The organism is Pseudomonas sp. AC255, from assembly GCF_979258175.1.
This window is the reverse complement of sequence record NZ_OZ409841.1, coordinates 4,934,151-4,947,414: the sequence shown is the minus strand read 5'-3', so window position 1 is coordinate 4,947,414 and position 13,264 is coordinate 4,934,151. Positions and strand designations below refer to the sequence as shown.

Annotated in this window: 8 protein-coding genes and 1 pseudogene; 3 read left to right on the top strand and 6 right to left on the bottom strand. The window is 58.9% G+C overall.

Translation table 11 applies throughout. The features are described 5' to 3' along the window. Positions 1-35 precede the first annotated feature (35 nt). Positions 36-2,507: a leucine-rich repeat domain-containing protein gene (locus tag ACZZ0K_RS22270; RefSeq protein WP_463559346.1), complete on the top strand. Its 2,472-nt coding sequence runs from the start codon at positions 36-38 to the stop codon at positions 2,505-2,507. A gap of 545 nt (positions 2,508-3,052) precedes the next feature. On the opposite strand, the gene ntrC is transcribed toward ACZZ0K_RS22270, so the two are convergent. The 5 genes and pseudogenes from ntrC to glnA all read right to left on the bottom strand — a co-directional run bounded on the left by ntrC (position 3,053) and on the right by glnA (position 8,676). Further along, complete coding sequence (gene ntrC, locus ACZZ0K_RS22265; RefSeq protein WP_016772108.1) at positions 3,053-4,489, bottom strand: nitrogen regulation protein NR(I); 1,437 nt, start codon at positions 4,487-4,489, stop codon at positions 3,053-3,055. Further along, entirely contained in the window at positions 4,486-5,571 is a 1,086-nt protein-coding gene (glnL, locus tag ACZZ0K_RS22260; RefSeq protein ID WP_024011230.1) for a nitrogen regulation protein NR(II), read from the bottom strand. The genes ntrC and glnL overlap by 4 nt, the downstream gene beginning before the upstream one ends. Before the next feature lie 230 nt (positions 5,572-5,801). Beyond that, positions 5,802-6,424, bottom strand: a pseudogene (locus ACZZ0K_RS22255) (DUF4124 domain-containing protein). After that, positions 6,421-6,933: a DUF4124 domain-containing protein gene (locus ACZZ0K_RS22250; RefSeq protein WP_463559345.1), complete on the bottom strand. Its 513-nt coding sequence runs from the start codon at positions 6,931-6,933 to the stop codon at positions 6,421-6,423. The pseudogene ACZZ0K_RS22255 and the gene ACZZ0K_RS22250 overlap by 4 nt, the downstream one beginning before the upstream one ends. Positions 6,934-7,269: 336 nt before the next feature. Then, positions 7,270-8,676 (bottom strand): type I glutamate--ammonia ligase, encoded by a 1,407-nt coding sequence (gene glnA / locus ACZZ0K_RS22245; protein WP_016772104.1) that lies wholly within the window; start codon positions 8,674-8,676, stop codon positions 7,270-7,272. A 326-nt stretch (positions 8,677-9,002) separates the two neighbouring features. Between glnA and thiI the strand changes: the two genes are divergently transcribed. Next, positions 9,003-10,457: a tRNA uracil 4-sulfurtransferase ThiI gene (gene thiI, locus ACZZ0K_RS22240; protein ID WP_024011233.1), complete on the top strand. Its 1,455-nt coding sequence runs from the start codon at positions 9,003-9,005 to the stop codon at positions 10,455-10,457. A 139-nt stretch (positions 10,458-10,596) separates the two neighbouring features. Further along, positions 10,597-12,417 (top strand): translational GTPase TypA, encoded by a 1,821-nt coding sequence (gene typA / locus ACZZ0K_RS22235; protein ID WP_016772102.1) that lies wholly within the window; start codon positions 10,597-10,599, stop codon positions 12,415-12,417. A 214-nt stretch (positions 12,418-12,631) separates the two neighbouring features. Here typA and ACZZ0K_RS22230 read toward each other — a convergent pair whose 3' ends face one another. Then, entirely contained in the window at positions 12,632-13,069 is a 438-nt protein-coding gene (locus ACZZ0K_RS22230; RefSeq protein WP_016772101.1) for a YkgJ family cysteine cluster protein, read from the bottom strand. Positions 13,070-13,264: the final 195 nt, after the last annotated feature.

Below are 13,264 nucleotides of genomic sequence, written 5' to 3'. Positions count from 1 at the left end.
ATGAATGGCGGGGCGACTTTTCAAGGATGAAAAACATGCCACTAAAACCACCTCGCGGGGGCAGCACCCACGTTGATAAGGATGTCCACACGTTCCCGAAGCGAAGCTCGGACAAGGATTTCACAGCGGCGGATATGCCCGTCCGCGATGGCACGGTCCCCTGGGCTGGTCTCGATGATCTGAAGTCGCTTAGCACCAAACCTGGCGACGACGCAGGCCCGAATACGATCCTGTCGGCGCCGGTGGTCGAGGTTCGCCCGGCACCGGAGGTTGCTGCCATCTCTCCTGTGATACACCGGTCGCTGGAGACTTACCGGATAACATCAACCACCGAATTGCCTGACGCTGATGGCGAAGGCTTCAGGCTGTACAAAAATCGCCGTTATGTTGACGTCCCTGGCAGTGGCCTCATTCTCGTCGCAGCTGATCCGGATACGGGATGGTATCGCGCTCGACATCCCGGCGAGTTGTATCCTTCCGGCCCATGGATGTTGCGCGATAGCGAAAGCGGCATCTGGCATCCGCACAGCGACTTCAGCACCCGCACCAACCCCCTGACCGCCCAAAGCCTGGATGGCTTTCATGCCGGGCTGGATGTCAGTGGCGCACAATCGGGCAGCGACGGCGTGATACGTCACGATGGCAAACTCTATGTGGTCATCCATGAGCAGGCGTATCAGGTGATGCAGGATCTGGATGCCTCCCGCCCGGAATACAGGGTTTGGCGCCTGGTCAAACCCAATGATCCCGTCGCTGCCGACAGCGCGAACATTTACCGCGCCAGCCTGGGCGGTGGAACCCTGGCGATCACCCGCAGCGAGCAGAACACCTGGGTTTGCATCCTCACAGGTTTGCGCGGTGGGATGGATGGCGCTGCTCAAGCACCTGCCAACCCGTTCAACTTTCACCGCCCCTGGCTCACCGGCGCAGGTCCCTCCGGGGGACAGCCGCCGGTTCTGGTTGCGACCACACGGGCACTGGTCAGACGCTATTTTGCTGATGCGACGGATCAACATGCCGATGATTTCATCGCAAGGTATGGGGAAGCGGGTGTGGCAGAAGTCGAACTCAAGCGGCTTGAGCTGGAGTTTCCTCGATTGAACCGTGAGATCACTGCCTGGGAGACGGGTTACAAAGGCCTGGACATTGCCGAACGCAGGCGCCGGCTGGCAATAGGGGCCAACGTGCGTCGGTTGTTCAAATGGCAGGGAGAGCATTCGGAAAAAGTCTACCGCGACGGGCGGCTGGTCGGTTTCAAGCTGGAGCTCGACCTGGGAAGTCGGCGCAATCTGGCGCTACCGGGTTGTTCCGTTCCGCTCAGATCCGTCGTATCTCTAGGCCTGGAAGGAAGTCCTTCGAAAAGTCTGGGAAAATTGTTCTCGATGCTTTCCCACATTGAAACCCTCGAAATCCGCAGATTCAATGGCAAGTGTCATGAACTGTTGGCCGAAATCGATAAACTCCCGACGTTGAAAGTCCTGACGATGCAGGAAGCCAGACTATGGCTCCCGTCGGACGGCCTTGAGCATTTCACGCGATTGACCCGTTTGCGGGAGTTGAGCCTGACGCACTGCAGTATCTGGCCGCTTTTTTCAGTGCGTGGCATGAGCGAGTTGCGGGTCTTGCGCGCACGTTCCTGTGGTTTGAGTCGTCCCCCTGTCGGGCTGGATCAATGGCCCGTGGCGTCACGGTTGGAGGTGCTTGACCTGTACCATAATCCCGATTTGACAGAAGCACCTGATGTGACTCGCATGTCCGGATTGCGAGAGTTGAATCTGGCCAATACGTTCATAACCTCGCCGCCGCCCGGGCTTGGTTTGCAGAACGGTCCGTCGCGGCTGGAGATATTGAATTTGTCGGAAAGTCGGCTGGCTGTGGCGCCCTCACTGCGGGGAATGACGGCGTTGCGGGAAGTCGATCTCCACCGAACTCGTATAAGAGAATTCCCGGACGGCGTGACATCCGATATTCCCAGGACACGTTTGAATCTGGCCTATACCGCGATCAGAGCCATTCCCGAAACCATTGAGCTGAGAAAAGGGTTTGACCTGACTGGCAGTCCGATTGCCGACCCCGCTTCTCTTCGACGATTGATAGCTGCACGTCGGCAGACGGGTACCGATCTGTGGCTTGGGAGAATCGAGGCTGATTTGGCGGACAGTCCATGGCTGCACCATGTCCCCCAAACGCAACGCGCTGAAAAGTCTGCCCTGTGGGATTCATTTGTCCTTCAAGCGAACCCCGCAATGATCAAACAACTCAGAAATCTGGTGCGTACGCCGGAATTTCAGGTTGAGCGTCTGCTTTTGCAGCGCCGGTTCTGGTCGTTTATTGAAAGCTTCCAAAAGGCCAGCGTAGGTGAGCAAGAAAGTTTGCTGAACATTGCGTCTACTGAACCCAGCCCGGGGAAAATGCTGGACAGGCTGGAGGAGGAAGTAAGGAGGTTTGACCCGACATGGCAAAACCAGCCCCCACATCATGTGCCCGAGCGCCCCAGGTTCGAATAGGGGCGGGACGCATTGCGGTGTAAAAGCGGGAATCCCTGACCTGCCTGTATCAGGGTTCCCAAAAGCATGGGCTTCGCTTGCAGCGTCAGCCCGGTGTAAAGAGGGAACCCCCGGCCTGCCTGTACCAAGGATCCCAAAAGGGTAGGCTCGCCGCTTTGCGCTGCGAGCCCGGTGTAAAGAGGGGAATCCCCGGCCTGCCTGTACCAAGGTCCCCGAAACGGGTGGTGAATCGAATCACCTGAGATAGATATTGCAGGCGGCGTGCCAGGTTTTGATTTGCTGTAACAAAAAATGCTTCGAAAACGCGAAAGCCCCGGAATACGGGGCTTTCGTTTATTTCAAGTCTGGGTTTTTCGGCACTTTCAGATGCGGGGGTGGCGATATGGCTCTGCGCGATCCCGGGTCATCGTGCATTGATGCGGTGCATGCTGGCGCCAAAAGCTTCGTCGGAGCGCCGCCCGGAGCAGGCTCGCTCCCACAGAGGAGCGTATTTCAATTGTGGGAGCGAGCCTGCTCGCGAATGGGTTCAGCGCAGAACCGGAGACTTAACCCTCTTCCCCCTCATCATCATCCCCACCATCAACCTTCATCCCCAGTTCCTTGATCTTGCGCGTCAGGGTGTTCCGCCCCCAACCCAACAGCACCGCCGCATCACGCCGACGTCCTGCGGTGTGCTTCAGTGCCGTCTCGATCATGATCCGCTCGAACGCCGGCACTGCGCTGTCGAGCAGGCTCGACTGGCCGCGAGCCAGGGCTTGATCGGCCCATTGGCGCAGGGCCTGTTCCCAGTTGGTCACTGGCGCCGAATCCTGCGGCAGGTTGAGCAGTTCCGGTGGCAAGTCGCTGATGTGCACTTCGCGACCGGAGGCCATGACGGTGATCCAGCGGCAGGTGTTCTCCAACTGGCGCACGTTACCTGGCCACGGCAGGTTTTTCAGGTATTCCTCGGTCTCGCTTTTCAGCAGCTTCGGCTCGACCGCCAATTCCTGCGCGGCGCGGCTGAGGAAGTGCCGGGCCAGGGTTGGAATGTCTTCGCGACGATCCGACAGGCGCGGGATGTGGATGCGGATCACGTTGAGGCGGTGGAACAAGTCCTCGCGGAACTTGCCGGCGTGGACGAGGGTTTCCAGATTCTGGTGTGTCGCAGCGATGATGCGCACATCGACCTTGACCGGCACATGGCCGCCGACGCGGTAGAACTCGCCATCGGCCAGCACGCGCAACAGACGGGTCTGGGTGTCCGCCGGCATGTCGCCGATTTCATCGAGAAACAGCGTGCCGCCGTCCGCCTGTTCAAAACGACCGCGACGCAGGTTTGCCGCGCCGGTGAACGCGCCTTTCTCGTGGCCGAAAAGTTCCGATTCCATCAGATCCTTGGGGATCGCCGCCATGTTCAGGGCAATGAACGGCGAGGCCGCGCGTGGGCTGTGGCGGTGCAGGGCGTGGGCCACCAGTTCTTTACCGGTACCGGATTCGCCGTTGATCAGCACGGTGATGTTGGAGTGGCTCAGGCGCCCGATGGCGCGAAACACTTCCTGCATCGCCGGCGCTTCGCCGATGATTTCCGGGGTGCGGGTCAGCGCCGGCACCACTTCCAGGCCCTGCTGTTCCTGGGCATGTTGATTGGCGCGTTTGACCAGCGATACCGCCTCATCGACGTCGAATGGCTTGGGCAGGTACTCGAAAGCACCGCCCTGATAGGAGGCGACAGCGCTGTCCAGATCGGAGTGAGCGGTCATGATGATGACCGGCAGCCGTGGGTGCTGTTCGCGAATCCGCGCCAGCAGATCCAGGCCACTGGCGCCCGGCATGCGGATATCGGAAATGATCACGTCCGGCTGCTGCCGGGCGAGACGACTCATCACGCCATCGGCGCTGTCGAAGCTCTGGGTGGTCATGCCTTCCTGCTGCAAGGCTTTTTCCAGGACCCAACGGATAGAACGGTCGTCATCGACGATCCACACGGTTTCACTACGGCTCATGTCGATGTGGCTCCTTGTTCCAGTGGCAGGAAGATCGAGAAGGTGGTGTGGCCTGGATGGCTCTCACACTCGATCAGGCCCTGGTGCTGACTGATGATGTTCTGGGTAATGGCCAGACCCAGCCCGGTACCATCCGGGCGGCCGCTGACCATGGGAAAGAAAATGGTTTCCTGCAGTTCCGCCGGAATGCCGGGACCGTTGTCGATGATCTCGATCTTGGTCACCAGACGATGGCGGATGTGGCCGATGGTGAACTGGCGCATGGCGCGGGTGCGCAGGCTGATGCGGCCCAGGCGCAGCTCGTTCTGGCTGCTGATGGCCTGCATCGCATTGCGCACGATGTTCAGCACCGCCTGAATCATTTGCTCGCGGTCGATCAGGACGTCGGGAATGCTCGGGTCGTAATCGCGCACCAGGGTGATGCAGCCCTGGCTTTCGGCTTCGACCAGATGGCAGACGCGTTCGAGCACTTCGTGGACGTTGCACATGGCCAGCGACGGCAGTTTGTTCGAGCCGAGCATGCGATCGACCAGATTGCGCAGGCGGTCGGCCTCTTCAATGATCACATTGGTGTAATCGCGCAGGCTTTCCTCCGGCAGCTCGCGGGCCAGCAATTGCGCTGCGCCACGGATGCCGCCAAGAGGGTTCTTGATCTCGTGGGCGAGGCCGCGCACCAGCATCTTGCTGGTTTCCTGCTTGGACAGCTGCGCCTCTTCCTTGGTGATGCGCAACAGGCGATCACGCGGGTGCACTTCAAGCAAAAGCAAAGTCTCGCCGTTGCTGAGGATTGGCGTGACCGCGTAATCCACGGTCAGCGTCTGGCCGGTGAGGGCGGTGAGCATCGCTTCACGCTTGGTGAAAGGGTGCGCCTGCTCGACCGCCTGGCGTAGGGAATTGAGCGCCTCGGGGGATTCGGTGAACAGCTCGCTGATGAACTGGCCGTGGCTGCGCTGACCGCTGACGGCCAACAGCATCTCCGCTGCCGGGTTCATGTACTCCAGGCGCAATTCGGCGTCGAGCAGGATGGTCGCCGTGGTCAGGTTGTCGAGCAGCAAACGGTGAATAGCGTCGCTTATGGTCATCTGGACCCCTTTTGGAGCAAGGCGTGCGCGAGAACAAAGCGCTGATGTCGGGAAAATGCAAAAACCAAACCAAGGCTCCGAAAAGAAGCGTTTAACCCCTGAAACAGGCGTTTGACGCGCGTTTGTATGGCACGAAGCCAGCTCAAACGGGAAGTTTCGAACCAAAATGGGTTGGGTTGTGGGCGAGATGCAGTTTAGTGCACCAATAGAGTGCGCGCGGCTGGCGGAGGTTAAAAGAAGCGCAGGAATGGATTTTTCGGCTCTTCAGGTTTGTCCTTGAGCGGGCATTCCGGGCGCACGCCATAGTCGTCGGCAACGCAGGGTTTGACCTGACGTTTCTGCGCCAGGGAAATGCGCAGCATGTGGAACGGCTGATTGGCGGTGCGTTCCACGGTACGCCCGGCGGCGTCGAGGATTTCGATCGAAAGGCTGTGGCTGCCGCGATCGATATTGCTCAGCGCAAATACCGGGCTGACGCCGGGCTCGCCAGTGGCCTTGCCATCCAGCAGCAGGCGATAACGATGGCCGCTTTGCAGGCCGGGCTCGCTGGTGACGCTGACGATCAGCTCGCCGGCGCTGCTGCGCAGAGTGGCATCGGGCTCCGGGATCAGAATGCGCAGCATGTCGTAGTGAAAGGGCGCTGGTTCGGCGGATTTTTCGCTGTGGTGATCGGTGCTGCGGTGTTGGCAGGGACAGCCATGCGATTGCTCGTCGCGATCGGCACTCGCTTGGCGTTGGCGCGTGGCTGGTCGGTATAGACGCGGTTGCCCTGCGCGTCGACATAGGTAAAGACCTCCGCCAAGGTGTACGTCGACATCAGCGCCAGAATGAGTGCCAGCCCCGCGCGGATCATGGCGTGTTTACCCGTTGCACGGTGAAGACCGCTGGCGGGCTCTGCTGAACGACGCTTTGGCCGTCGATCACTTGCACGGCCAGGCGATGCTCGCCGCGATCGATGTTGACCAGTTGCAGAACCGGCACGTTGCTCGGCTGGCCATAGGGCTGGTCGTCGAGTAGCAGCCTTAATTGATGCGGCGGTTGCAGACGCGGCTTGATCAGAACATTGACCGTGAAGGTGCCGTTGTTGGCGCGCAGCGCCTCGTCAGTGGGCAGGCCGGCGAGTTCGAGGATTTCATAGGCGTTGCGCGGTGGTTGCGGTTGTTCTGCGGTGGGTGCTTGCGGCGCACTCGGTGCTTGCGGCTCGACCCGATTGAGCGGCGGCAGCTCGACCGGTTGCGCCTGCACGCCGTCCGGCGGCTGATTGCTGTACGCCGTGTTGCCGTTGGCGTCGGTGTACTTGTAGATCTGCGCGGCGGCGGGCAGGGCGATCAGCAGCAGAATGTAGAGAAGCGTGCGACCCATGAAATCGACCGGGGTTGGAAACTGTGGGTAGCAGCATAGGACAGGTGGGGCGGTTGGCCAAAACCGTTAATAACTGGAATTGAAAAGACTGGTAGCCAAAACACGGATCGTTCCCATGCTCTGCGTGGGAATGCCTCCTGGGACGCTCCGCGTCCAGTGACGCAGAACGTCACGGGCTGCATCCCACGCGGAGCGTGGGAACGATCAAACGATCCATGACCCACCGCCTTCGCGAGCAGGCTCGCTCCCACATGGAAAATGCGTTGCGCCGGGCAATAAAAAAGGCCTCCCAAAGGAGGCCTCTTTTGTCACGCCGCTTTACGCAGCGCTACCGGATCAGCAGCTGTAGTACAGCTCATATTCCAGTGGGTGTACGAAGGTGCGAACCTTGATTTCTTCTTCCGATTTCAGCGCGATGTAAGCGTCGATGAAGTCGTCGGAGAACACGCCGCCCTTGGTCAGGAACGCGCGGCCCTTGTCCAGCTCTTCCAGGGCTTCTTTCAGGCTGCCGCAAACCTGTGGAATCTCTTTCGCCTCTTCAGGCGGCAGGTCGTACAGGTTTTTGTCGGCGGCATCGCCTGGGTGGATCTTGTTCTGGATACCGTCCAGACCGGCCATCAGCAGAGCTGCGAAAGCCAGGTACGGGTTGGCAGCCGGATCCGGGAAGCGTGCTTCGATACGGCGGGCTTTCGGGCTCGACACGTAAGGAATACGGATCGAAGCGGAACGGTTGCGCGCCGAGTAGGCCAGCATTACCGGAGCTTCGAAGCCTGGCACCAGACGCTTGTAGGAGTTGGTCGCCGGGTTGGTGAAGCCGTTCAGGGCCTTACCGTGCTTGATGATGCCGCCGATGAAGTACAGAGCGGTATCGGACAGGCCGGCATAGCCTTCACCTGCGAAGGTGTTCTTGCCGTCTTTCCAGATCGACATGTGTACGTGCATGCCCGAACCGTTGTCGCCGTACAGTGGCTTCGGCATGAAGGTCGCGGTGCGGCCGTAAGCGTCGGCAACGTTGTGCACAACGTATTTCAGGGTCTGAACTTCGTCAGCCTTCTTCACCAGGGTGTTGAACTTGACGCCGATTTCGTTCTGGCCGGCAGTTGCCACTTCGTGGTGGTGAACTTCAACCGACTGACCCATTTCTTCCAGTGCGTTGCACATGGCAGTACGGATTTCGTGGTCGTGGTCGAACGGTGGAACCGGGAAGTAGCCGCCTTTCACGCCTGGACGGTGACCCTTGTTGCCACCTTCGATGTCCTGGTCGGACATCCACGAACCTTGCTCGGAGTAGATCTTGAACATCGAGCCGGAGATGTCCGACTTGAATTTGACCGAGTCAAAGATGAAGAACTCAGGCTCCGGACCGGCGAATACGGTGTCACCGATACCGGTGGCTTTCAGGTGCTCTTCGGCGCGCTTGGCGATCGCACGTGGGTCGCGATCGTAGCCCTGCATGCTCGAAGGCTCGATGATGTCGCACACCAGAATCAGGGTTGGGTCTTCGGTGAACGGATCGAGCACGGCAGTTTCGTCGACCGGCATCAGGATCATGTCGGAGGCTTCGATGCCTTTCCAGCCGGAGATGGAGGAACCGTCGAACATCTTGCCGACTTCGAAGAAGTCGTCATCCAGCGCATCGCGAGCCGGCATGGTCACGTGGTGCTGAGTGCCTTTGGTGTCCGTGAAGCGCAGATCAATCCACTTGACGTCATGATCTTTGATGAGTTGAACCGACTTCGACATAGTGTCCTCCGGGTGAATTAGGGCGGGTAGTGGATGCCCTTAATAATGGTGATGCCGGCGCGAATACTCTGCCAAGGCAACCTGCCTCACAAGGGAGCAAATTGCATGCCAGTGCCCCAGCATGGGTTTTTTGCCCCAAATTCACGCTTATTAAGGCGTGCGAGGTTCTGAATCGACAAATCCCGCCCCTTAATGTTGCGTTTAAATTCAGAAATGACCTGTTTTGGTGCAAGCAAAACCTTCTGCACATTAACTGGTTAAACCTTGAGCAATTTCCGCTATAATCCGCGCCCCCTTTTTCGGCTGGCCGTTCGCGCGCTGTTTTCATGAAACTTATCGTAAAAGTCTTCCCCGAGATCACCATCAAAAGCCGACCTGTCCGGACGAAATTCATCCGCCAGTTGGCCAAGAACATCCGCACCGTGCTCCGTGACCTGGACCCGGCCGTGGTGGTGAACGGCGTGTGGGACAATCTCGAGCTGGAAACCCGCGTTACCGACCCCAAAGCCTTGAAAGAGATGGGCGAGCGCCTGACCTGCATGCCGGGTATCGCGCATTTTCTGCAGATCGACGAGTACCCGCTGGGCGACTTCGACGACATCACCGAAAAGTGCAAACAGCACTACGGCGATGCACTGGCCGGGAAGATTTTCTCGGTGCGCTGCAAGCGCGCAGGCAAGCATGCCTTCAGCTCGATGGACGTGGAAAAATACGTCGGCAGCAAGCTGCGTCGTGAGTGCGGTGCGGCCGGAATCGACCTTAAAGCACCGCAAATCGAAGTCCGTATCGAAGTTCGCGACAAACGGTTGTTCGTGATTCACAGCCAGCACAACGGCATCGGCGGCTACCCGCTCGGCGCGTTGGAGCAGACGCTGGTATTGATGTCCGGCGGCTTTGATTCGACCGTGGCGGCTTACCAGATCATGCGTCGCGGCCTGATGGCGCACTTCTGCTTCTTTAATCTCGGCGGGCGTGCCCACGAATTGGGCGTGATGGAAGTCGCGCACTTCATCTGGAAGAAGTACGGCAGCTCGCAACGCGTGCTATTTGTCAGTGTGCCGTTCGAGGAAGTGCTGGGCGAAATTCTCGGCAAAGTCGATAACAGTCATATGGGCGTGGTTTTGAAGCGTATGATGTTGCGCGCCTCGTCCGAGATCGCCGAACGCCTGCACATCGATGCACTGGTGACCGGTGAAGCGATCTCCCAGGTGTCGAGCCAGACGCTGCCGAACCTGTCGGTGATCGACTGCGTGACCGACAAGCTGGTGCTGCGGCCGCTGATCGTCGCGCACAAGCAGGACATCATCGACACCGCCAACGAGATCGGCACCGCCGATTTCGCCCGGCACATGCCGGAATACTGCGGCGTGATTTCGGTCAACCCCAAGACCGCCGCCAAGCGTGGCCGGGTTGAGCACGAAGAGAAAGAATTCGACATGGCGGTACTCGAGCGTGCGCTCGCCAACGCCAAACTGGTGCCGATCGATCGGGTAATCGACGAGTTGGGCCAGGATTTGCAGATTGAAGAAGTCAGCGAAGCGCTGGCCGGTCAGATCGTGATCGACATCCGCCACCCGGATGCCGCCGAGGATGACCCGCTGGAGCTCGCCGGCATAGAGGTACAGACGATGCCGTTCTATGCAGTGAACGCACGTTTCAAGGAACTGGACCCTACTCGCCAGTACCTGCTGTATTGCGACAAAGGCGTGATGAGTCGCCTGCATGCCCACCATTTGCTCAGTGAGGGGCATGCCAATGTGCGCGTTTATCGACCGAGCTAAGTGCCCGGGGCTGTTTGCCTGTGGCCTGCGTCACCGGCCCCCCGACACCGCCGTCAAGCTGTAACGGCCATGCCGGACACTACTGCTAATCGCTGCCATGACTTGTCAGCAAACCGAATCCTCTGATCGAGATACACAAGTGATCGAAAATCTACGCAACATCGCCATCATTGCCCACGTTGACCACGGTAAAACCACCCTGGTAGACAAACTCCTGCGTCAATCCGGCACCCTGGAGCGCAACGAGCTCAACGACGAGCGCGTGATGGACTCCAACGACCAGGAAAAAGAGCGCGGTATTACCATTCTGGCGAAGAACACCGCCATCAACTGGAACGGCTACCACATCAACATCGTGGATACCCCGGGCCACGCCGACTTCGGCGGCGAAGTTGAACGCGTAATGTCGATGGTCGACTCCGTTCTGCTGCTGGTTGACGCTCAAGACGGCCCTATGCCGCAAACCCGTTTCGTGACCAAGAAGGCTTTCGAAGCCGGCCTGCGTCCAATCGTGGTCATCAACAAGGTTGACCGTCCAGGCGCGCGTCCGGACTGGGTTCTGGACCAGATCTTCGACCTGTTCGACAACCTCGGTGCGACCGAAGAACAACTGGACTTCCAGGTTGTTTACGCTTCGGCCCTGAACGGTATTGCCGGTCTGGACCACACCGCCATGGCGGAAGACATGACTCCGCTGTACCAGGCAGTAGTCGACCACGTTCCGCCTCCGGCCGTTGACCGTGACGGCCCGTTCCAGATGCAGATCTCCGCTCTGGACTACAACAGCTTCCTGGGTGTTATCGGTGTTGGCCGTATCGCTCGTGGTCGCGTCAAGCCGAACACCCCGGTTGTCGCTATCAGCGCCGACGGCAAGCGTCGCAACGGTCGTATCCTGAAGCTGATGGGTCACCACGGTCTGCACCGCATCGACGTTGACGAAGCAGCAGCTGGCGACATCGTCTGCATCAGCGGCTTCGACGAGCTGTTCATCTCGGACACTCTGTGCGATATCAACACCGTCGAGGCGATGAAGCCGCTGACCGTTGACGAGCCAACCGTTTCCATGACCTTCCAGGTAAACGACTCGCCATTCTGCGGTAAAGAAGGCAAGTTCGTGACCTCCCGTAACATCAAGGATCGTCTGGACAAAGAGCTGCTGTACAACGTTGCACTGCGCGTTGAAGAAGGCGACTCGGCTGACAAGTTCAAGGTTTCCGGCCGTGGTGAGCTGCACCTCTCGGTACTGATCGAAACCATGCGTCGCGAAGGCTTCGAGCTGGCCCTGGGCCGTCCTGAAGTGATCATCCGTGAAGTCGACGGCGTGAAGCAGGAACCGTTCGAAAACGTCACCATCGACATCCCTGAAGAATCCCAGGGCAAGGTCATGGAAGAGATGGGTCTGCGTAAGGGCGACCTGAGCAACATGGTGCCGGATGGCAAGGGCCGTGTTCGTCTGGAATACAACATCCCTGCTCGCGGTCTGATCGGTTTCCGTAACCAGTTCCTGACCCTGACCAACGGTGCTGGCATCCTGACCTCGATCTTCGACCGTTACGCTCCAGTGAAGTCGGGCCACATGTCCGGCCGTCAGAACGGCGTTCTGGTTTCGGTTGAAACCGGCAAGGCTCTGACCTACTCGCTGGAAACCCTGCAGGCTCGTGGCAAGCTGTTCGTAGAACACGGCCAGGAGATCTACAACGGTCAGATCGTTGGTCAGAACAGCCGCGACAACGACCTGGGTGTCAACCCAACCAAAGGCAAGAAGCTCGACAACATGCGTGCTTCGGGTAAAGACGAAACCATCGCTCTGGTCCCACCTGTTCGCTTCACCCTGGAACAGGCTCTGGAATACATCCAGGAAGACGAGCTGTGCGAAGTTACGCCTAAGTCGATCCGTCTTCGCAAGAAGATCCTCGACGAAAGCGAGCGTACCCGCGCTGCCAAGAAAGCCAAGGCGTAATTCAGCCCTGGAATAGAAAACGCCCCCGGTCGCGAGACCGGGGCGTTTTTGTTTGTCTGGCGTTTATGCAGTGTTTGCACTGGCCCTTTCGCGAGCAGGCTCGCTCCCACAGGGGATTTCGGGTGCACACAAAATCCGTGTTCACTGATCTCTATTGTGGGAGCGAGCCTGCTCGCGAAAGCGGCCGATCAGCCGCCGAAAACTTCACCAGCGATCAAAATTTGTCGATGGCCCGGAAATTTTGCACCCGCTCGACTTCTTTCGGCTTGTACGCGCAATACCCCGGCCGCGGCCCGATCTTCGGGTGGTTGCGGCAGGTGTCCGGGCGCTTGTCATAAATGGTGCATAGGCGCGTTTTACGATCCAGGTAATAGCAATCGTTGTTGCTCATGCGCTGGAGGGTGAAGATTCCCGACTTCTGATTGAAGCGCTCGACCAGACCTTCCTTTTGCAGACGCTTGGCAATGTTCTTTGGCGGATCGCCCAGTTCGAACTCGTCGACCACACCGATGCGCACCAGATCCTTGATCTTCACTTCGACCGGCAGCGTGCAGCAGCTGGACATGCACGAGCCGCACATCGGCGCCGAGTATTTGGCCCACGTATCGAGACGATCAATCTCGGCGGCGGCGATCAGGTTGGGCTTCATCATCGGGAGTTACCAGGCGTGTATGCATCAGGGCGCGCGATCATACCGGGAGCGGTGGAATTTTGAACAACCTTTCGCCGGATATTTTCGCAACGACTGCAATTTGCCCGACAGGACGGCACGGCCCCTGCATTCATTGGTTCATCCGCCAAGGTTATGTCGGACTGCTGCACAGTCCGGGCAAATACTGCCGAACCA

Coding starts and splice junctions, on each gene's coding strand:
- ntrC (WP_016772108.1), bottom strand. CDS start 4,489: ATGAGCCGTAGTGAAACCGTGTGGATCGTCGATGACGACCGTTCTATC.
- glnL (WP_024011230.1), bottom strand. CDS start 5,571: ATGACCATAAGCGACGCTATTCACCGTTTGCTGCTCGACAACCTGACC.
- ACZZ0K_RS22250 (WP_463559345.1), bottom strand. CDS start 6,933: ATGGGTCGCACGCTTCTCTACATTCTGCTGCTGATCGCCCTGCCCGCC.
- ACZZ0K_RS22270 (WP_463559346.1), top strand. CDS start 36: ATGCCACTAAAACCACCTCGCGGGGGCAGCACCCACGTTGATAAGGAT.
- thiI (WP_024011233.1), top strand. CDS start 9,003: ATGAAACTTATCGTAAAAGTCTTCCCCGAGATCACCATCAAAAGCCGA.
- ACZZ0K_RS22230 (WP_016772101.1), bottom strand. CDS start 13,069: ATGATGAAGCCCAACCTGATCGCCGCCGCCGAGATTGATCGTCTCGAT.
- glnA (WP_016772104.1), bottom strand. CDS start 8,676: ATGTCGAAGTCGGTTCAACTCATCAAAGATCATGACGTCAAGTGGATT.